General features: G+C 54.8%; 15 protein-coding genes and 1 tRNA gene. 6 read left to right on the top strand and 10 right to left on the bottom strand.

What is annotated here, in order from left to right; all coding sequences use genetic code 11:
• Positions 1-8 precede the first annotated feature (8 nt).
• Complete coding sequence (gene mnmE, locus HOO88_08015) at positions 9-1,373, bottom strand: tRNA uridine-5-carboxymethylaminomethyl(34) synthesis GTPase MnmE (protein ID NOU36700.1); 1,365 nt, start codon at positions 1,371-1,373, stop codon at positions 9-11.
• Between the two features lie 61 nt (positions 1,374-1,434).
• Here mnmE and HOO88_08010 point away from each other — a divergent pair, with 61 nt between their 5' ends.
• The gene (locus HOO88_08010; protein ID NOU36699.1) at positions 1,435-2,484 is read left to right on the top strand and encodes an alkaline phosphatase; all 1,050 of its coding nucleotides are present in this window, start codon (positions 1,435-1,437) and stop codon (positions 2,482-2,484) included.
• A 3-nt stretch (positions 2,485-2,487) separates the two neighbouring features.
• Here the strand turns inward: HOO88_08010 and HOO88_08005 are convergent, their stop codons facing one another.
• From HOO88_08005 to HOO88_07990, 4 genes are read right to left on the bottom strand one after another with little or no spacing between them, the layout of a single operon-like run.
• On the bottom strand, positions 2,488-3,120 hold the full coding sequence (locus tag HOO88_08005; GenBank protein NOU36698.1) for a hypothetical protein: 633 nt from the start codon (positions 3,118-3,120) through the stop codon (positions 2,488-2,490).
• A 19-nt stretch (positions 3,121-3,139) separates the two neighbouring features.
• Positions 3,140-3,550, bottom strand: coding sequence for a phosphatidylglycerophosphatase A (locus HOO88_08000; GenBank protein ID NOU36697.1), 411 nt, complete (start codon positions 3,548-3,550; stop codon positions 3,140-3,142).
• A gap of 40 nt (positions 3,551-3,590) precedes the next feature.
• Positions 3,591-4,454, bottom strand: coding sequence for an SMP-30/gluconolactonase/LRE family protein (locus HOO88_07995; GenBank protein NOU36696.1), 864 nt, complete (start codon positions 4,452-4,454; stop codon positions 3,591-3,593).
• Positions 4,451-5,194: a 16S rRNA (uracil(1498)-N(3))-methyltransferase gene (locus HOO88_07990; GenBank protein NOU36695.1), complete on the bottom strand. Its 744-nt coding sequence runs from the start codon at positions 5,192-5,194 to the stop codon at positions 4,451-4,453. Before HOO88_07990 ends, HOO88_07995 begins: the two co-directional genes overlap by 4 nt.
• A 70-nt stretch (positions 5,195-5,264) precedes the next feature.
• Here HOO88_07990 and HOO88_07985 point away from each other — a divergent pair.
• Positions 5,265-5,341, top strand: a tRNA-Met gene (locus HOO88_07985).
• Positions 5,342-5,363: 22 nt separating this feature from the next.
• On the opposite strand, the gene HOO88_07980 is transcribed toward HOO88_07985, so the two are convergent.
• Both HOO88_07980 and HOO88_07975 read right to left on the bottom strand, forming a co-directional pair.
• Positions 5,364-9,014 carry a PQQ-binding-like beta-propeller repeat protein gene (locus tag HOO88_07980; GenBank protein NOU36694.1) on the bottom strand — a complete coding sequence of 1,217 codons (3,651 nt, stop codon included), beginning with the start codon at positions 9,012-9,014 and terminating at the stop codon, positions 5,364-5,366.
• 157 nt (positions 9,015-9,171) lie between these two features.
• The gene (locus tag HOO88_07975; protein NOU36693.1) at positions 9,172-10,191 is read right to left on the bottom strand and encodes a hypothetical protein; all 1,020 of its coding nucleotides are present in this window, start codon (positions 10,189-10,191) and stop codon (positions 9,172-9,174) included.
• 126 nt (positions 10,192-10,317) lie between these two features.
• On the opposite strand from HOO88_07975, the gene HOO88_07970 reads away from it, so the two are divergent.
• Positions 10,318-13,155, top strand: a complete 2,838-nt coding sequence (locus HOO88_07970) for a hypothetical protein (protein ID NOU36692.1) — start codon at positions 10,318-10,320, stop codon at positions 13,153-13,155.
• A gap of 9 nt (positions 13,156-13,164) precedes the next feature.
• Positions 13,165-13,932 carry a DNA repair protein RecO gene (gene recO, locus HOO88_07965; GenBank protein ID NOU36691.1) on the top strand — a complete coding sequence of 256 codons (768 nt, stop codon included), beginning with the start codon at positions 13,165-13,167 and terminating at the stop codon, positions 13,930-13,932.
• Between the two features lie 9 nt (positions 13,933-13,941).
• On the opposite strand, the gene HOO88_07960 is transcribed toward recO, so the two are convergent.
• Entirely contained in the window at positions 13,942-15,009 is a 1,068-nt protein-coding gene (locus HOO88_07960) for an NAD-dependent epimerase/dehydratase family protein (protein ID NOU36690.1), read from the bottom strand.
• Between the two features lie 83 nt (positions 15,010-15,092).
• Here HOO88_07960 and HOO88_07955 point away from each other — a divergent pair, with 83 nt between their 5' ends.
• Both HOO88_07955 and HOO88_07950 read left to right on the top strand, forming a co-directional pair.
• On the top strand, positions 15,093-16,163 hold the full coding sequence (locus tag HOO88_07955; GenBank protein NOU36689.1) for an NAD-dependent epimerase/dehydratase family protein: 1,071 nt from the start codon (positions 15,093-15,095) through the stop codon (positions 16,161-16,163).
• Between the two features lie 13 nt (positions 16,164-16,176).
• A complete protein-coding gene (locus tag HOO88_07950; protein NOU36688.1) occupies positions 16,177-16,926 on the top strand; it encodes a glycosyltransferase family 2 protein in 750 nt (249 codons plus the stop codon).
• Here HOO88_07950 and HOO88_07945 read toward each other — a convergent pair.
• Together HOO88_07945 and HOO88_07940 are read right to left on the bottom strand one after the other, a co-directional pair.
• On the bottom strand, positions 16,908-19,364 hold the full coding sequence (locus tag HOO88_07945; GenBank protein ID NOU36687.1) for a hypothetical protein: 2,457 nt from the start codon (positions 19,362-19,364) through the stop codon (positions 16,908-16,910). The two genes, HOO88_07950 and HOO88_07945, sit on opposite strands and share 19 nt — an antisense overlap.
• The gene (locus HOO88_07940; protein ID NOU36686.1) at positions 19,361-21,319 is read right to left on the bottom strand and encodes a hypothetical protein; all 1,959 of its coding nucleotides are present in this window, start codon (positions 21,317-21,319) and stop codon (positions 19,361-19,363) included. The genes HOO88_07945 and HOO88_07940 overlap by 4 nt, the downstream gene beginning before the upstream one ends.
• Positions 21,320-21,337 lie beyond the last annotated feature (18 nt).

Raw genomic sequence — 21,337 nt, 5'->3', positions numbered from 1 at the left:
CTCTCCTTTTATTTTCCGATGCAGAAGCGGGAGAAAATATTATCGAGCAGTTCGTTGTGGTAAACGCGGCCGGTGACCTGACCAAGCGCTTCAAGTGCGGCGCGCAGGTGTTCCGCCGCCGGTGCCGCGCCCGGTTCTCCGCCTTCGGCAATCCGCTCGCGTGCCTGAATCAGCTCGATCCGAGCAGTCTCAAGCAGGTCGCGGTGGCGTTCGGAAATAACCGCATGGACCGGAGCGTTTGAAATGCCACCGAGTTTTTCGGCAATAGCGACTTTAAGTGCATCCGTTCCGGTACCGGTAATTAAAGAGGTTTCCACCATTTGGGCATTGGTTATTGGATATTGGTTATTGGATATTTTCTTATCGGCTTTATTCAGAACAACGACGGTTCGCTTCGGATCAAGTTTGGCGAGATGTTCGGCGTCTTCGTCTGAGAACGGCAGAGAAGAGTCGATCAAATAGATGGCGATGTCGGCGGCGGCGGAATGGGCACGGGCGCGGCGGATGCCTTCCTGTTCAATCAGACATTCCGTTTCGCGCAGTCCGGCGGTATCAAGAATGCGTAGAGGAACGCCGTCGAGGACAAATGTTTCTTCGAGAACGTCCCGCGTAGTGCCGGGCAGTTCGGTGACGATGGCGCGGTCGTGGCCGAGCAGTGCATTGAAAAGCGTGGACTTGCCGGCGTTCGGCCTGCCCATAATAACGACACGGGCCCCTTCACGCAGAAGCCGTCCTTCGTCCCAGGTAGCGAGCAGGGTTTCCAGGCATTGGAAACTTTCGTCCAGTTTTTTTCCGAGGTTCGGAAACACGTCGTCCGGCAGTTCGTCTTCGATAAAGTCGAGCGTGGTTTCGATGTCGGCAGCGGTTGCCATAAGTCCGTCGTAAAGCGCGTTGAACTGTTTGCTGAGCCCGCCTTCAAGCTGCTCGAGCGCGGCCTGAGCAGCGCGGTCGCTCTGCGCGTGAATCAGATCGGCGACGGCTTCGGCCTGCACCAGATCCAGTTTGCCATTCAGAAAGGCGCGCTTGGTGAACTCGCCCGGCTCCGCCATCCGCGCACCGGCAGCGAGACAGCGGCGCAGGATTTTTTTCAGAACGACCGATCCGCCGTGACCTTGTATCTCGATCGTATCTTCGCCGGTGTAACTTTTCGGCGCACGGAAAATCAAACAGAGCACTTCGTCAATTTCCGCGCCGTCAGCGGCAATGACCTTGCCGTGCAAAAAAGTTCCGCCTTTTGCGCCGGACGCTTTTTCCGGACCTCGGAAAACGGCATCGGCAATCCCCCAAACTCTGGATCCGCTGACGCGGACGATACCGACGCCGCCCTGTCCGGGCGGAGTGGCAATCGCAACAATGGTGTCCGTTATACTCATCGAGAATATTTCTAACAGAAGGTCGCAAAAAAAACGAAGAAAATGGTACTGTGGCGGCCTTATGAAAAAAGTCATTCTGTTCATCTGCCTGACTGCCGCCATTGTTTTTGCCGGAGAAATCCCGCCGAAAAATATCATCCTCTTCATCGGCGACGGCATGGGCCTGCCGCAAGTGACCGCCGGGAAAGTCGCCAAGGGAAACCTTGAAATGGAACGCTGTCCGGTAACCGGACTGGTGACGACCTGGTCAGCCAGTTCGCTGGTGACAGATTCGGCAGCGGCGGCCACCGCGCTGGCCACCGGAGTAAAAACCCGCAACGGGGCTCTGGGCATGACTCCTGATGAGAAACCGCTGAAAAATATTGTCGAATACGCCAAAGAGAAAGGCAAATCCACCGGAGTCGCAGTGGTCTGCGCGCTGACCCATGCCACACCCGCAGGATTTATTGTCCATGTACCGGGCCGCGGGCAGGCATCAGAAATTGCTCAACAAATTGCCGCCAGCGATGTAGATGTTTTGTTCGGCGGCGGATTGAATCATTTCAGCCCGACCAACAACCCCAGCCTTCCTTCGCTGCAAGAAAAAATGCCCGTCGCGCTGACGCCGGAAGAGTTCCGTAAACTCGGTACGCCGACAAAGGCGGCGGCTCTGCTTTATCCTGTACATCCGCCTTATGCCGCAGGGCGCGAAGTCTCCCTGAAAGAGCTGACACAAAAGGCGATTGATATTCTGTCGCAGGATAAAGACGGCTTTTTCCTGATGGTGGAAGGCTCACAGATCGACTGGGCCTGCCATAAAAACGACGGAACCAATGCCGTGAGCGAAGTAGTGGATTTCGACAACGCCGTCGGTGCCGGACTCGACTTCGCCGCGAGGAACGGCGAGACGCTGGTGATTGTTACCGCCGACCACGAAACCGGAGGCTTTGCTTTACTGAACGGTTCCGTCGAAAACAAAACGGTGGATAAAACCGGTTTTATTCACAGCGATCATACCGCTTCGATGGTTCCTTTGTTCGCTTACGGCCCCGGCAGCACGGTATTCAGCGGCGTCCATGACAATACGGACATTGGAAACACGATGATCCGGTACATCAAGGAAACAAAATAGGCATTACGGCTGCTTTTTCTTTTTCACCGGCGGCGAAACCTTGGCCGCCGACTCGCACTTCGCCAGCCATTCATCCGTCAGGAACCGGGCATTGTTGCTTTCCTTCTGAAGAATCTGTCCGTTCGCTTTCACCAGAACAATGTATCCGGCATATGCATCGCCGCCACGGGTCTGCGTTGCATTGCCGGAACCGCCGCCGGGGCCGACCCGATCAATTGACTTCTTTGTGTAGATGAAAGGTTTAGACGCTTCTGTTCTTGTGATCTCGGCTTTCCCTTCGAGGTCAACCACGGCCTTCCCCGAACCAAAAATGTACAGCTTATCGGCCGAGGTTCCTTCGTCTTTTTGTGAGATGAAAAACCATTCCAGCAGATACGAATCGTTTTGCTTCGTCGAATTTCCGACGGTGATTTCCAGCGTGCAGGCCTCTGTTTTCGTTTCAATGGTCGTGGTCACAGACGCATTTGGCTTTTGTTCCGTTGTTCTATTTCGATCCTGTTTCTGTGTCTTGTCCGATTTTACAGAAAGAGATGCGTCATGAAGCTGATCTTCACCGTAAGAAGCTGCGCCGGCAAAAAGCGTACCGGCGAGAAGTAACGAAATGAAAACCCGATCTGTTACCTTGTTTCTGCTCATACATCCTCCCTTGTTTTGTTTATCCGAACACCGGAACCACCAAACGAAACAGCAAATGATTGGCGGCCAGCGCAAGAAGCGCGGCGAGAAAATCGTCGATCACGATGCCGACGCCACCTTTCAGATTCTGGATCTGCCGGATCGGCGGCGGTTTGGTGATATCGAAAATGCGATGAAACACGAACCCGCTTAACACGACCCACGGCGTGAACGGCAGGCCGAGATAACAAATCGGAAGAGTGAGATATTCGTCGGCAACAATACAACCGGGGTCTTTGCCCTTGCCGAGCTGTTTTTCCGCCGCTGCGCAAACCGGCACCGCCAGCAGTGTCAGCACAAGGCAGGCGACAATTTGAAACGTAAGCGATGGAAGCTGTGCAACAGCCCAAGCCAGAGGAACCCCCCAAAGCGTGCCGACCGTGCCGGGCATGAAGCGGCTAAGTCCAAAACCAAATCCAGTGGCGAGCAGTTTAATCACGGGAATCTCCTTCGATCCGCACACGGTACACCGCCGTACGGGCGGTGACAAACAGCGTTTTCCCGTCCGGCGTGAAACAGCAGTTGGATGCCGGAGCCGGAGTGCGAATCACGCCAAGCCGTTTGCCATTCGTATCAAAAACTTCCACACCGAGTCCGCTCGTGCAAAACAGCCGTCCGTCCGCCGCAACGCGCAGGCCGTCTGCCGCGCCGCTTTCGACCTGACAAAACCGGATTCCATTCGTGAGCGTTTTGTCGGCCGCCACCGAATAGCGCATGACAAAGTTCGGCTTAATTTTCCAATCGCTTTCGGCGACATAAAGAAACGTTCCGTCCGGCGAGAAAGCCAGGCCGTTCGGATAATTCAGATTTGTGATTACAGCAACCGGCTCCGCCGCGCCGGGGTCGAGGCGGTAAACCGCGTTAAACGGCTGTTCTTTCTGCACCGGCTTAATACCGTACGAGGGATCGGTAAACCAGACGGTTCCGCCGGACTGCACCACGACATCGTTCGGGCTGTTCAACTTTTTCCCGCCGAACGCCGAAGCCAGCACGGTAAGAGTCCCGTCAACTTCCGTACGAATCACATCGCGCATGCCATGGCGGCAGGTGATCAGTCGTCCTTGCGGGTCGAGTGTATTGCCGTTGGAGTTTTCGCTGGGCTTGCGGAAAACGGTCAGACCCTCTTTCTCTGTCCAGCGGTACAGCGTATTCCCTTGAATGTCACTAAAGACAAGTCCGCCGTCCAACCAGACCGGCCCTTCGGTAAAAACCAGATTGTCCGCGATCTTTTCGACCTTCCACTCCTCTGCAAACGAAATGCAGGACATCAACAACACCATCAGGAATGTTTTCATATTTCCTTCCGTTGAATTTCAGAAACCAGACCAAGCAAAGCGACACAAGCGGTATCTGTGCGCAGAATGCGCGGACCGGCGTTGAACGCTTTAAATCCGTGTCCGGCGAACAGTTCCAGCTCGTACGGTGTCCAGCCGCCTTCCGGGCCGACCGCCAGACAGACGCGCTGCGGCGCACTGTCTTCCATGCATTGGAAAACATTCTGCGTACCGGACGGATCGGCCAGCAAGCGGTTTCCGGATACCGGAAAAACTGCATCGAGTTCATCTTCGAGAAACGGTTTAAGCTGCCGGACAATCTGTACTTTCGGAATGAGCGTGTCACCTGCCTGCTGAAGTCCTTCGATGAGTCGTTCGGTGTAGAAATCCGGCTCCAGAACATGGCTGTCGAAATAAAACCGCTCCACCTTTTCGGCATTGGTAAGAATGATCCGTCCGACGCCCAGCGCGGCAAGTTGCGCCCAAAGGCGCTTCATCACTTTCGGACGCGGCAGAGCAAGCAGCAGATCAACGGCAGGACGCGGCGGAATGTGCGCTCCGAATTCGCAACGCAGAATAACCTCTTCGGCGCGAATTTCTTCCAGCGTTCCGCGCCCTAACGGGCCGTTAAGCAGACCGATGCGAAGTTCTTTGCCGGGCGCGGCTTTCAGCACCGTACGAATATGTTCGGCGCGGTCGTCAGTGAGACAAACCCGGCCGGCGGCGTCCGGTTCGTGCGGATGGATAAGAATCAGGTTCATGAATAGGGATTCTTACCACATTGCACTTGCTAACCGGAACGGCTTTTTCTATGTTCTCAGCCCTTTCTTCGGCTGGGTAGCTCAGTTGGTCAGAGCAGCGGAATCATAATCCGCGGGTCGGCGGTTCAAGTCCGCCTCCAGCCACCACTTAACTTCCCTGAAAAAATACTCAGAAAAGTACCACGACGCGGTAGAAGCGGTTCTGCTGGCCGGACGAAGGGTCGGTAACAGAAACTTCACCGCCGGTACCGGCGACGTACTCGGTCAACGGCTGCCAGTGGTTTGGGGATCCTAAATTATCCGACCATTCAACGCGGTACCACTTGCCGAGTACACTTTGAAACCGGAAGCAGAAACCGTTCTGCACTGGCGCTGGTGTAATATCCTGCCTCAGTATACTGGCAGAACTCGTTGGCGAGGTTCCCATCTGATATTCCTGCCAGTTTGTCTGACCGTCGCCGTCGGCATCGTCGCCGGGCCGCGAAAGGTCGCCGGTCTGACCGGTGGTATGACCAAAGTACTGTTCCATCCAGCCATTCGGAATGCCGTCGCTGTCGGAGTCCTGTCCGATCTGATTGGCACTGCCGTAAGCGATAAGACTGCCGTCATGCAAAGCAACCAGCACCCGTCCGTCACGATCCACGGTAATGCCGTTGCGCTGCGGAATGTTCGGCAACTTAATATTCCACACCTGCGTGCCATTCGTAATATTATATCCTTGGAGCCATCCGCCGATAGAGGTCCAGGTGCTGTTGTTGGTCATGACAGCAACAATCGCCAAATTCGAAGACAGTGCGGTAGAGAACACATTTGTGACGGCCTTTGACCAGATCAGCATGGGGTTGTTGGCATCCCGACTGATGGTTTGCTTGGTACTGTTGGCGTCGATCAGTGAATGAAAGTAGTCCATGGCAGCACCGGCGCTCCAGCATTCCAGCCGGTTCGCATTCGTGCTAAACCCCGCCACCAAAATCCGTTCATCGTTCCATGCTGGCATCGTCAGGGTGAAATCAAATACTTCCACGACCGGCTTGCGCGGTACACCGTTGGTCAATTCCGTGAACCAATATGTCAGTTTGTTTTTGCCGCCGCGTTCTGCGTTATCGAAATACACTTCCGGTCCGCCGACGATGAGGAAACGATTGCTGAGCACACCGATCTCGCGGCCCCGTCCACCGTGACCGGTCGCACCGGTCATATCAACATCGCTATTGCTGTACTTAACACCGTTGGTCAGGTTGAACGCTATTCCGGCCGCCGCGTCGAGATAGCGCTTGGCCCACAGCCGGTCGCCGGTGCGGGTCATATATCCGGACGGCACATACTCGTTGTTGGTGTAAATTCCGGTGGTTGCATTGTAGCCGGGGCCCATCTCCTGATTGCGCCAGAGCAACGCACCGCTGGTCGCGTTCAGTGCGCAGACATAAGCACCCGGCTGCATAGGCAATGCGGCGGAAACATAGACGGTGTTGCTTTCGTAATAAACACCACTGTTGACCGGCCAGCTGCTTTGCAGATAACCATAAACCATAATCTTGCGGTCTTCGGGGCCGACCCGGTAACGCCAAAGCAGTTTGCCGGAATAGGCTTCCAGCGTATAAACCCAGCCGTCTGCCGAGCCGACAAACAGCTTACCATCGGCCAGTGTCGGAGTAGCGAGCACTGCACCGTCGGTCTGGAACCGCCACAATTCTGCACCGGTGGCGGAATCCAGGCACTGAACCAGCCCGTCCGACCCGGCGATAAAAATCCGGCCGGCCGCCGTGAGCGGAATCGTCAGAGAATGCTGTGTTGTTTTCGGAAACTGGGCATCGGTAAACACTTGCGACGGATACCGCGGCGCGGTCTGCCACAGGTTAGTCAGCGTAAGAGACACGCTGGCAGAAGACGCGCCATCGTGCCGCGCCGAGGCGCGGTGCGTTGTCCAGTCCCGCTTGTCGGTCGGGAACGAAATTACACTGTTGGTGCGGGCAACCTGCAACTGTCCGGTTGGCGAATTGTACATCCGGCCACTACCCAGCCCGGCGCCGCCGCGGATGACCGGACACTCACAGGCTTTAGCCAGTCCGACCAACCGTCCGCCAGCCACCAGTGTGCCCATCGAACACTCGTTCTTCATCGGATAAACGGTATCTATCCCTGTGTTTATTTTCTGCATCTTCTTTATGTTGTAGGTGACGCCACCAGCCTGAGGAACGAAATAGTTCGGCGTCGAGATGTTCACTCCGCAACCGTTTGCAGTGGGATTGGCTCCCGCAACTCCGGTCAACGGATCGCGGAATCCTCCTCCTCCGGCACCAGTGAGGCCGTCGAGATACAGCACATTCGTCGCACAGAGAACGAAGTTAAAGGCCCGCCCGCCGACTCGCGCAACTGACCACAGAACATGCCCGTCAACCGGAGACAGCGCCACGAAATTTGAACCTTCGGGGCGGCCGAAATACAACGCATTGGACGAGCACAGAAGACTGGGGCGATCTTCAAGATACGCCGCGCCAGGCGGGGCCCACCAGTCAGCACCATTTTTTGCAACCGTCAGCGCAAGAACATTGGTGTCGCTGTTCTGCCAAACCACATTACCGGTCGATAAATCGCGGCACATCACGCGCTGACCGAACACATCATAATAAATCCGGCCGCCGAGAATTCCGAGAGTCCGGTGGTCAATCGGCGCGCCTTCGTCCCGCCGCCATTTTTCCTGTCCTGTCGCCAGATCATACGCCAGCAGCAAGGTTCCATATCCCAGCTGCAACGCATCGCGCTGGGGCTCAAAACTCCAAGCTTTTTGCGGCGAAACATCCATCGGCCCAGACATTGTAACCAGCGTATTGCTGACAATGCCAAGCCATTTCATCTGAGCAGGCGTGTTGGTAAACGTGATGGATGGAAGATCTGCTCCGGTCGCCGCATCCAGCACCAATATATTCGTGTCCTGCAAAACATACAGTTTCCCGCCTTGAACTACGGTTATGTTCCGGTGAGACCATGTATTGGTGTTTAGGGAGCGCTCCCACAGCAACTGGCCATTATAGAGGTTAAACGCCTGCAACGACCACTCGTTGGTGTCACCGTTGCGACCTGTGTTGGGTCCGCTGGTTGCATAGAAAATCCGCCCATCGGCCGACACCCGACTGCCGGTGGCGCGTGTGTTGGCTTGAAACGGCTTCGACAACCAGGAAAGTGCTGAAGGCATTGTGAACGCCGTGTCCTGTGAGGCTGGATTCATATCCGGCCCGTGGTACGGATGTGTCCAGTCATCTGCGCCCGGCAACGCCCCGCGCCGCACGATTCCCCAGATGCCGTATGCATTGGTCTGAACCGTGCCGCCGACACCGAAACTCTGTACCCATGCCGTCAAATTCGACACCGTCAGCGACCCGGAGGAACCACCCAGAATCGCCCGACCAACGCCGGGACAAATCACACGCAGAATTTCATTCGTCAACGACCCGGTCATATCCGAACTCGTCAAATCCGTCAGCACCAGAAGGTCTGCCGATTCGGATGCCAGCGGAATTGCGGTTGGAGAGCCTTGTTCAACATAAATTGTTTTGCCGAGCAGATTGCCAACCGCCGTGCGCGCCGCCGCCACATTACCGGTGCTGGAATCCATGGCGTGAATGGTAAAACCGCTGTTCGCGGCCAGACTGGACAGGAAGCTACCAGCGCCGCAACGCGGCACTTCGCAAAGGCCGTTCGTACTGCCACCGGCCATCGTGAGAAGCGTTTGCGCCAAATCCGCCGGAGCGGCCGGGCTTGTCGCCAGACAAAGAAGCCAGACAAAGAGGTTTAGAATGAACCTGATCTTCACTTTTTTCACGGCAACGGGATTTCCTTTCACAGAGTATTTTCAAGGCCTTTTCAGCGCACACCGCACTGCAATATCCTGAGCAACATACTCATCTTGAATAGTACGACGACCGGCAGTATGAGTCAAGAATTGGCGGGATCAGGACCCCCTGTGAACCGGCCCGGAATCAGACAAAATCAGCTGGGCGGGAAACGCAGAAGGCGATCAGGGCGGGAATGGCGGCGGCGTCCATGCCGCGCCAGAAAACGACCCAGTCACCGGCTGTATGCCGACCATCGGCGTGCCGGTCATACCACTGGTTGATCGGGTTGCCTTTGCGCGACCGCCAGAAGAAAGCCGAGTGCTTTTTACAGACTTCCTCCCACAACTCCTGCGCGAGCCCTTCGCCACGTGCTTCGGAGCCAACGGCGAATTTTGAGAGATAGAGCCCCGCCGACTGCTGTTCGAGCAATGCTGCACCGCGATAATTTTCTTCAAAATAAATCTGTGTAACGTCCGAGAGAACGCCTTCTTTCGGCTTTTTACCGAAGCTTTCTTCGAGCAAAGCCAGCAACCGTTCCTTATCTGCTTTGCCGGAAAGAACGGTTGAGCCGCGCCGAAAGACGGTGCCCGCCCCTTTGACGGTGAAGATTTCCTTGAGCAGGTTGATCGGCGAAGTGACAGAAATATGGGTTCCGGGCCGCGCTTCGAGCAATGCGGCCGCGGCGTCGGCCATGGCTTTGTCTTCCGGTGGAAGTTCTGCGTCCGGTTTCTGGACGTAATAATATTCCGTGTTCAGCCCGCCGCCGGCACGGATGAAGTGTACCCGTTTCCCAATGGCTGGAACTTTTTGCAGTAAGCTTTCCAAAGGCTGAACGTTTTCTTCAACGAAAACAGGAATGCCGGCTTTTCGTTTTCCAATGCTTGGAAACTCCGTCAGTTCAAAAAGAGAACTGTCTTTGAGCAGATTCCATTTGGTGCCAGCATCGGGACCGCAGAGTACGACGGCGGGCCGAAGCCCCAGCTTGAGGAGAAACTTTAGATCGAAGGCCAGCGCCTCGGCGCCCTGCTCCAGACTTTCGAGATCGGGAACAAGCAAAGCAAAGCAGTCGGTACCGGCAGACTGGAATTTGTTGAGATAAAATTCGTATTCTTCCCGCCGTCCGATGCTGTCCAGAAACAGCCGTATGGTTTTGTTAAGTAGCATGCGCAGAAAAAACCATCATTCGCCGCAAATGTACACCAAAATTCATCTGGCTATAGGCTTGCCGCTGGAAAGACGAAAAGACCATGATGCCCTGCTTTTGCATAAACCTCATAGCAAGGAGTTCTGATGAAGAAGATTCTGCTGCAAGCCGTACTGTTCGCTGTTCTGAGCATAACCTCATTCGCGGCCGAGCCCGAGACGCCGTTTACTGCACTGCCGATGAGCGGACAATCCATCACCTTCCTGAAAAATCAGAAAAATTATATGGATCTTACCCTGTTCAGCTGGGGGCCGGGCTGGCGTTGGCTCCCGCTAAAAGGCACTGCTGCTAAGGAACAGACTTCCATGGTTGCCCGCAACACCGGATCCATTGATGGCACCAAAGTGGCTGTTACGGCAAAGGCAACCCAGGTCGGCCCAAACCAGTTAAAGCTTGAGTATGATCTATCCGCCGAAAAAAGCACAAAACTGAGTGTGATGGTTCTAGGAATCAAACTGGACGCGCAACCCTTCACGGGAGGAAAAATCCTGATAAAGACCGCCGAAGGAACCGAGTCCGTCATCGAGCTGAAGTCGGACAAGCTCGGCAAAGGCAGCCTCGGCAAACAAGTAAAGGAATGCATACTGATTGATGCCGCCGGCCTGCAAACCAAACTATCTCTGGATCCGGCCAGCGACATGGATACGGATGGACTGGCGCGGATTGTTCTGGTGAAAAACGAGCTGGCAAAGCCGGTCGCTCAAACGGTGACAGTCACCATGCCAGCCGCTTTAACCTTTTACGCGGCGATGGAAGATGTCCCTGACAATTCGGGGATTTCAAGCTGGTACGTTTTCAACCCAACCAGCACGCCGAATGCCGGAGAGATTGGATTGCAGGACTGGCTTGAAAAACCGGCCGGCCGGCATGGGCGCATCACCCGCGACGGCGAGAACATGATGTACAACGGTAAACCGATTAAGCTCTGGGGAATAAACAATTGCTACGCAGATTGCAAACCGGACAAGGCGACAGCGGAACGCCGCGCTGCTTTTTATGCCAAATACGGCATCAACGCCGTACGCCTCCATAAATATGCCGACGGCGACGGCTGGCAGGGAATCCGGTCAAAGGATTCATGTGTAATATTTGACCCGGCGGGACTGGATGCCATGGACTATCTGGTCGCCAAGTTCAAAGAACAGGGAATTTACGTCGAATTCTCAGCCAACTTCGGAAGTATAAACCCCAGTCCGGCGGACTGCGCCCGCATTCCATACATTGACGAGTTCGACACAACAAAAAAAGGCGACGTTAAGTCGGGCGGAGGAAGCGCCTTTCTCTCACGTGAGTTGCAGGATTTGCATATCGAGCAGGTCGTGAATTTGTTGAAACACAAAAACCCGTATACCGGCAACACCTACGCAACAGAACCATCAGTGGCAGTGATTGAGCTGCTCAACGAGGAAAGTATTTTGTTTTTCGGCACAGCGAGTGTCCTTAAGAAATCCCCGACCTTGCGCAAACGGACCAGCGAAGCGTTCTGCGACTGGCTGCAAAAACGCTACGGCAGCGAAGAAAAACTGATTGAGGCGTGGGGTCCAAATGCACTGAACTGGTTCGCGAGTTTCGGAATTGAAGGCGAAAGCTGGAAGGACAAGACCATCGTTCCTTTCGGCAACCCATGGTTCTACGAGCCTGCCCAGCTCGACGGACAGCAAAAACCCGTGAAGGTTCGTCTGCTGGACACAATGTTGTTCCTTTACGAGTTGCAGAACGATTTTTACAACCGCTTTGTGAAGGCCATCCGCGACACCGGATATGAGGGTGAAATTCTGGCTTCAAACTGGCAGGCCGGACGCGGGTTCAGCCATTATTATAACCTGCACTCCGACACGCTGGTCGGCATGATCGACCGCCACAATTACTTCGGCGGAGACAAGAGCAGAGGCAAAGTCGTAAAAATTAACAACGCCTCCATGCTCGCTGCCAGCGGCGGCGGAATGCTTAGCGCCGGTCTGCAGCAGGTTGGCAACCGACCCTTTATGCTTTCAGAATGGGTTCATGTGTCGCCGAATGAATGGCGCGTTGAAGGCCCGGCTCTGATCGGCGCCTACGGAATGGGCCTGCAGGACTGGGATATTTCCTTTATATTTGAAAACGGGGACAAGGGCACATTCAGCAGCGCTCTTTCCGGGAAACCGCAAAGCTGGGAAGTTGCGATTCCTCAGATTCTGGGCGTTTTCCCCGCCGTATCGCGACAGGTTCTGCGCGGTGACGTAAAAAAATCGGATCTCACCATCGTCCGCAATGTCAGCATCCCCTCGTTACAGAAGGGACTTCTCGACTACGACGACGAGGTCGTGCAGGACGGCGACGAAAAAACTTTTACTGGAAAGAAAATCCCCGCACAGGCACTGGCCGTCGGTCGCTGTGTTGTCAATTTTACGGACACCTATATGGACACCCCGACGTTTGATTTGACCCCGTACCGTCAGAACGGAGGAATCCGCTCCGCCAACGGCCAGCTTTTCTGGAAAGAAGGCCAGAACAAAATGGACGGCTACTTCACCATCAACGCGGCGGCAACCAAGGCCGTGGTTGGCTTCGCCAAGGGTGAAACGTGCGTGCTGGGCGATGTAACCATTCAACCGGAATCACGGTACGGAGCTATCTACGTGTCCGCGCAGGAAAAAGATAAAGACATCGCGACGGCAGGTAAGGTGCTGGTCACGGCGATTGCCCGTGCACGCAATACCGGAATGCAAATCGCCTCAGACAGCATTCTGTCGGCTCCGGGAAAGGCCCCCATTCTCATGGAGCCGGTCAAGGCGCGCATTACCATGAAGAGAACCCCGTCCAAAGTTCAACTGCTCGACCACGACGGAGTGACCGCCAGCGGCTCTCTTCCGGTTGAAAAAGGTTCGTTCGAAATTGACGGCGCACGCGACAAAACCTGCTACTACCTTGTGACCTTCGACTAGAACGTTCCCATGCCCATTGTAAAAACCAGCGCCGTTCCGCTTTATTGGGCGGACGTGTCAAATACGTCACGCATCGTCACTTGGCTGACGGCGCACTATGGGAAACTTTCGACGGCAATCAAAGGCGACCAACGCAAGAACAGCATCTTCCGGGGACAGTACGATCTCTTCTCAACCAGCGAACTGCTCTTCTATGACCGCACCGAGCGCGGCACGCACATCGCTAAAGAATGCTCCATGCTCCATCAGAGAGCCGTTTTCCGCACCGACTGGCGAGCCTGCGCCGCCGCCGGTTACATTTCGGCGCTGTTTGCCAAAACGACGCCGCGCCACGGCCACGAGCCGGGCCGCTTCGAATTCTTTGAGGAAATGCTCGGTCATGCCGAAGAATACGGACGCCATCCCGCGTTCCTCGTCTGGTTCGATCTGAAGTTTGCCGAATTTCAAGGCCAGCAAATCCTGCTGGAAGACGATGAGCAGAAGACCGAAGACGGAGGACTGAGGACTGCGAGACGATTTTCGGCGGATCATGGAGGGATCATCAGCCCCGAATACGCCAAACAATTCCGTATCCCATCCACACCGCTCGCGCCGGAATCAGTCGCCCTGCTCAAAGCGTGGCAGCAGGCGGAAACGCCCGAAGAAGTGTTGGCGACTAATTATAGTCTGGCGCACATAACGCAGATTGAGCGCGTGATGGAAAAGTTCGTCACCTACCAATTCGACATGCCGCCGCACGTCCGCAAAACCGCCGTCGAAACCCTCCGCGCCGCCTGATATTTACAATCAGGCGTTTTCAGCAGCCGTGAATTCATAAATTTCGCGCAGGATGCGCGGAACGTCATATTGCTGTTTCCACGCCGGATAGTGTGCTTTGAATTTAGAGAGATCGCTGATGTACCAAATGTGGTCGCCGATCCGGTTGGTTTCGCTGTACTCCACATTCATCGGTTTGCCGGTGAGTTCTTCGCACATGGCAATCGCTTCCTGCATGGAGCAATTGCTGAAGCGTCCGCCGCCGATGTTGTAAACCTCGGCGCTGCGCGGGGCGCGGAATACTTCGTCAAAACAGGCGATCAAGTCGCGGCTGTGAATGTTGTCGCGCACCTGTTTGCCCTTATAACCATAGATGCTGTATCTGCGTCCGGTAACCGCGCATTTCATCAGATAAGCCAGAAACCCGTGCAGTTCGGTGCCGGAGTGCATCGGGCCGGTCAGGCAGCCGCCGCGGAATACGGCGGTTTTCATACCGAAGTAGCGTCCGTATTCCTGCACGAGCACATCGGCAGCAACTTTGGAGACGCCGAAGAGCGAGTGCTTAGACTGATCGATCGACATGCTTTCCGGAATGCCCTCTTTGAAATACGGATGGGCATAATCAATCTCCCAGCGGGTTTCCAATTCAACTAGCGGCAGGCTGTTCGGCGCATCGCCATAGACTTTATTGGTGGAGGTGAAGATAAAAACAGCGTCTGGACAAAACTGCCGGGCGCATTCAAGCATGTTGAGTGTACCGTTGGCGTTCACACTGAAATCGGTCTGCGGGTCGCGGGCAGCCCAGTCATGCGATGGTTGCGCGGCCGTGTGGATGACCAGCTCAATCTGACTGCCGTATTTTTTAAAAAGCGCTTGAAGCCCGTCTACATTGCGAATGTCGATGCTGTGGTGGGTGTATTTCCGTCCCAGCTCTTTTTCGAGCCGCTCGCGGTTCCAGCGGGTTGAAGCTTCCTCGCCGAAAAAGGCGGCGCGCATGTCATTGTCGACGCCGATCACGTCCATTCCTTTTTCCGCGAACCAGCGAACTGCTTCCGAACCGATCAGCCCTGCGGATCCTGTCACCAGACATATACTCATTTCGGCAACTCCTTACTGGATTTAATGAACGGAAGAGAGTAAATCAGACAGCAATTCGGTGTGCATTAAAAAAGGAATTAAATATGCAGTTTCGCCACATCCTGATCACCGGCGGCGCAGGCTTCGCCGGCTCTTCACTTGCGACGTTGTTCAAAGAGCACTTCGAAGGCATTAAGGTGACCGCATTCGACAATCTAATGCGGCGCGGAAGCGAACTGAATCTGGCGTACCTGCGCAAATGCGGCGTGGATTTTATTCACGGCGATGTGCGTTGCCGCGATGATTTCCAGACTTTGGAAAAATTTGACCTACTGATTGACTGTTCCGCCGAGCCGTCTGTTCATGCAGGCACCATCGGTTCACCGCGCAAGGTGATTGATATCAATCTGAGCGGAACCGTCAACTGCTTGGAAGCCGCACGCGAAAACGATGCCGCCGTGCTGTTCCTGAGCACCAGCCGCGTCTATCCGATTGAGCCGATCCGGAATCTCGGCTACACAGAAACGGAAACCCGCTTTGAACTGGACGCGAAACAATCTCTGCCCGGAGTCTCGGAAAAAGGAATCGCTGAAAACTTTCCGCTGGAAGGTGCGCGTTCTTTTTATGGTGCGACTAAGTTGGCGAGCGAACAGTTTCTGCAGGAGTATGTCTATAACTGCGGGATGCAAGGACTGATCAACCGCTGCGGACTGCTGACCGGCCCGCGCCAGATGGGACGGGTGGATCAAGGAGTGATCACACTTTGGCTGGCGCGGCATATTTATCAGAAGCCGCTAAAATATATCGGCTTCGGCGGAACCGGCAAGCAAGTACGCGATCTGCTGCACATCCGCGATCTGTTTGATTTGATTGTAAAACAAATCGGACAGCCAAACTGCTGGAACGGCAGCGTTTTCAATGCTGGCGGCGGACGCGAAGTATCTGTTTCACTTCAAGAGCTGACGTCCTTTTGCCAGACAATCACCGGAAAGAAAGTTCCTGTCACTCCGCAACCGGAAACTGCCGCAGTGGATATTCCGGTTTACCTGACCGACAATACACGGATTGAAAAACAGTTCGGCTGGAAGCCGGTCCGCAGCGTTGAAGAAACCCTGCGGGACATCGCCGGATGGATCGAACAAAATAAAACCGAACTGGAATCTGTGTTTGGTTAACCGCCGGAGCTGTATGGACAATACACCTTTTTTTTCCATGGTCATTCCCGCTCACAACGAAGAGGGCTGTATCGCCGAAACCTGCAACGCAATTGCCGCGCGGTTCGCGCAGGAAAAGATTGATGATTACGAAATTCTGGTCGTCAACGACAACAGCCGCGACCGTACAGAAGAAATTCTCAAGAAGCTGTCGGCTGAAAATCCGCACATCCGGTATATCAACAACGCTCCGCCTAACGGATTTGGGTTTGCCGTGCGCCGCGGCCTGCAGGACTTTCGCGGAGAGTGCGCCTGCGTCGTGATGGGCGATCTCTCCGACCATCCGGACGATATCGTCATTTATTACCGCGAAATGAAAAAGGGCGCCGAATGCGTCTTCGGCTCGCGGTTCATTAAAGGTTCAAAAATCATTGATTACCCGAAGCACAAAATGGTGCTGAACCGGATGGCGAACGGTTTTATTAAAACAATCTTCCGCCTCGGCCACAACGATATCACCAACGCCTTCAAATGCTACCGGCGAGAAGTGATTGAAGGCATTCAGCCCCTGCTGTCGCCGCACTTCAACCTCACCGTGGAAATGCCATTGAAAGCGGTTGTTCGCGGTTACCGTTTCGTAACCGTTCCGATCTCATGGACCAATCGCAAAGCAGGCGAGTCGAAACTGAAGATCAAAGAAATGGGCGGGCGTTATCTTTTCATCGTCCTCTACTGCTGGCTGGAAAACCGGCTCGCGCGCGGCGATTATATCCGTCGCAGTTGATTCTTTCGCGAGATCGAAACGCCCCATGCGATACAGATCAACCCTCCCCAGACCGGCCAAAGGCTGTAAGCCAGAATCCGATCAGACCAGACGCTGACTGTGCTTTTTTCGCGCGGCGCATTAAAAGAAAACCAGGCCACCGGATCATAATCCTCGGCCTCAATCACTAGATTTGCCTTGCCCGGACATTTGACCGTCAGCGGGTTCCAGAGGATGTCCGGTTCGACCAATCCTTTTACCAAACTTTTTTTGCCGGACACTTCATCCGTCACACTCAATCGGGTTTCGAAACCACGGCCTAAACGGTTAAGAACAGGAAACACGAGCCAGGGATAAGCAGGCGTCTGCGCTATGCGGGCGCGCAATCTGCCAACAGTGCGATCGCCTTCCCTCCCATAGGAACCCCACGAAGGTTCAATCAGATCAATTTGAAGGGCGGGGTAAACACCCGGGGAAACAAAACCGGTTTGCGTTTCAATTTTCAGAGGAAGCGGCGGTCGGACGGATGTCGGAAGAATTGCGCGGACCCGGTCGCTGCGCAAGTAACTGATTAAAGCCAACGGGTCTGGATAAGGCAGCTCCTCGGCTTTTTTGTCTATCAAGGAAGTGAGTTCCGGTTTTTGCTGAAATTGAAGTGTATTGCGGATCGCGCGGTGCTGGCACGCAATGCGCTGTGCCGCCGGAACAGACAGTTCGTGCAGAGTGATCGCCATCACACCGTAGATCATCAGTGCAGCCCAACCCGCAGTAAACCATCGAGTGCACGGTTTATTTTCAATGTAGGACAGCCATCTTGGCTGTTTAGACAGGCTGGAAGCCTGTCCTACGTTACGATACAACCAAAGAAGCGCCAGCGCGTTACACAGCGCGGCCAGCGAAGTGATGTCCATGTAGCGCGAGGCGGGACCGCCGGAAAATCCGCCGCGGTAAAGTCCCATGCCGACGGCATTGAGCAGACACCAGCCGCCCAGTGCGACAATCCAAAGTTCCAGCCGATCTGGTTTTCGCCGCGAGATGAAAGCGGAAATCACTAATCCGCCTAGCGGAAGCCACAACAAGGGCCAGAACCATATCTGACTGACAAACGGCCACGACATGGTCTTGCCGAAGGTGGCCAAAAACTGCTGAACACTTTTTGTCAGCATCCCGTAGTTGTGCTGTTGAACCATGAATGGATAATTAAGTGCCGCGATCGCCAATCCGGCCAGCAATGTCGGCGCAACGGAGCGCCAGCCACGCGGGTCGCGCAACAATCGGTAAATCGAAAGTCCGACAACTGTCGCCACGGCCATCATGCCGGAACCAACTGTGAACATTGCCCAGAACGCGACGGCGCAGCCCAGCCACCAGCGGGCGGAAAACGGACGACTGAGTCCCATCAGCCAGAAGGCCAGAAAAGAAAACCCGGCAAAAAAATAGAACTGAGACTGGTTGGCCCACACCGTGTTTTCCCATGAAAACGGGAGAGCGCAAAATACAACCGTCAGTCCGCCGATCAGTGCGGCATGGCGTTTCCCGGCGGCGCGCCACAAAGCCAAAATTAATCCGAAGCAGGATAAGGCGAAGAAAAAAGAATTCAGAGCCGCCTCATAGGCGTTATCCCATTGTCCATTCATCCGGAAACTGAACAGCGAAAAGACCCGGGTGAAGAAAATGCGGTGCTCATTGACCGGTGCAAAGAGTGATTTCCAAGAAAGGGTTCCGTCTTCGAAGGGAAAGTAGACCGTCCAAGGGAATTGCCAGTAGTCCCAGAAAGGCGAAGAAAAACCAAAATGGAAAATCGTCAGCCAGCGCAGACCCAGCAGTAGAAGGAAGCACCCGCCGAGCAGCCAACGCTCTTCTGTGCGAGCCGACCACAACACCTTTAGCAGAACCGCTAACAGCCCAAGGACACAGACTCCGCACAGAACCCAAAGAAGCCACACGCCGGACTCGGTTACACGAGGAAATCCGTCCACCGCCGTATCCAGCGGACCGGGCGTTTTCAGAAGCAAAGCCGGATAATCCTCCGCGCCCAGTCGTGAAATGACCAGCGTATCCCCTTCAACCTGCGGCACAGAACGCGGATTCAACGAGTCCCACCCAGAAGCCGCGATCGGCGTCAGTTTCCCTGAACTGCTACGGAACTGCACGTTTTTCAGCCGCACTGTTCCGGTGCGATCCGGTAGCGGATCGAGCCGAATGCTGAGAAGCGGTTCCGTGCCGACAGAAAGCGGAATTTCGAACGGTTTAAATTCTGTTCCGCCCGGCCAGACAAACCGGGCGGCGCGTGCTCCGTCGGTAATTACCTGAGCCTCAATCCGCCCGGAGGCCTGCACTTCGCCGACTAAAGCCGGCGGTGCATATGCATTCACCGGCTTATCCAGAAAATTTACTTTGTACACCCAGCCAACGCTGAGAATCAAAAACAGTGCGGCCAAACAGGATTTGATTTTCATTCGGACTTACTCCATTTGATATCGAGAACAAACAGCGGATCGGCGGACGGACTGGCGAATGGAATTGTGTTTTTGCCAGCTTGAAGCACCAGCGGAACTGTCCACGTCCGTATACGCCCGGATGCAAAACCCGTGGTTACTCCATTCACAGAAATGGTTTTGGGACGTTCTGCGGTTGCAGCGGATATTTCGAGCGATCCGTTCAGCGCAATATCTTTTAAATTATAGATGTCTATGGACGCCGATTGTTTGAGAATCCGGTAATCCTCGAAACGGCCCTGCTGCCAGCCGGGCTTGGCATAGCCCCACCCTTCGCCGTAAAGGCGGAGGACGTCGCGGCCCTGACGGCGGGCGGCGGAGATCAGATCCTCCGTCGTGTTGTAGAAAATCCGCACGACCACCCGGTTGGTGTTGACCGCAGAATAGTCCTCCGCCGGAAACACTTTGAACCGGCGCATGACCATGGCGGCATCATTTGTGACGGAGGCAACGCGGGCAAAATAGCGCTGCGGAAAAGTCCACGGGCCCAGTTGCGCTTCATACCGGCCGGGACAGAGTTCGAGAAACGCGGCGTCCGGATATTTTTCGAAAAACTGTTCAACGGTCGCGGGCCAGTTGAGTTGGCGGTAGGTTTCGACCGGTTCGTCGGGAACGGTAAAGGTGTAGTTGATGCCACCGGGATTGTGTACAGCCAGTTCATTCCACGGCTCAAACCAACGGTCGGTTAACACCGGCGTTCCGACGGGCAGATTGTGCAAAACCCAGTCGTTGATTTTGTAATACGGCGTCGGTTTTCCTTCGAGGTGAATGATCGCCCGATCCGGCAACGCCGTGAGTGCGATATATCCGCCAGCCAGCAGGACGAATATTCCGATGCGCAATACCCTTCCCGGCAGCGCCCGGATTCCCAGATAGGAGCCGATGCCAATCAGCAGAATGAAGTGCGGCCAGACGGCTGAGAAGTAGGCGATCTTTGCGACGCCGCCGCCGACAAGGCCGACATAGAGCATCAATACCGCAATGTGCAAAGCGCAAATCCACGCCAGCGAGCGGAAGCGGCGAAGTTCATCGGACGAACGAAAAAGCGCCAGTACTGCCAGCGCGATGAAAATTAAAAGTAGCGCGATAGCAAAAATATTTTCGCCAGCGAAGTAGGCCGGAAGCAGCCGCAGGAACTCCGGGCCGGCGGAAGCGCCGAGTTGTCCTGTTCCGTGCTCTCCGGAGACGAGCAGAACGGCCTTCACCGCACGGATAATCCAGCGGAGCATCAAAATGCCAAACATAACCGTGCCGATGGGAAACGACACAAAAAACCGGGCTCGCTCTTCTCCTTTTAATTTAAAGCCCAGAATTAGCAGTAGCACCCCCTGAAGCCCGGCAACAACCCATACAGACATGTGCATGTGGCAGGCTGCAACGGCGGCCAGAAACCACAACCCCAGTTGTTTTTTCGTCGGAGCTTCATTCCGCTGTAACGTTTCTTTAATCGACCAGAAGGCCAGAAAAAGCGCTGCCGACCAGCAGACTGCGCCGGAATAATGATAGGCCGTGCGGGAAAAATAGAGTTGGTATGGATTAAAGACCGCCAACAGCAAGGTCAGCAGAGCCGCGCCAGCACCGAACCAGCGGCGGGAAAAACGCCAGACAAAAAAGAGAGCCAGAATACCCATCAGCGCAAACGGCAGACACACGATAAACGGCGTCGGGGGCAACCCGGCTTTGACTAGCAGAAGAGCGAACGTCTCGTTAAGGGGGATCTGATTCACCCAAGGCGGATTTTTCCAGAGCTCAATAATGTTCTGGTTTCTCAGCGCCAGTTTATAGAACTCCATGGTGTCGCTGCGGAACGGTGCATAGCCGAGCATCTGTATCCGAAGCAGAGCCCCACCGACAAAAAGAATAAGCACCGCCGCCCATATGAGTTTTTTCCAAGGTCTGGAAGATTCTGTCACCATTATTTTACCTTTCCCGAT

The organism is Kiritimatiellaceae bacterium (genome assembly GCA_013141415.1).
In the GTDB taxonomy this organism is placed as follows: domain Bacteria; phylum Verrucomicrobiota; class Kiritimatiellia; order Kiritimatiellales; family Tichowtungiaceae; genus Tichowtungia.
Note: the sequence above shows the minus strand (reverse complement) of the source record. Positions and strands in the feature narration are given on the sequence as shown.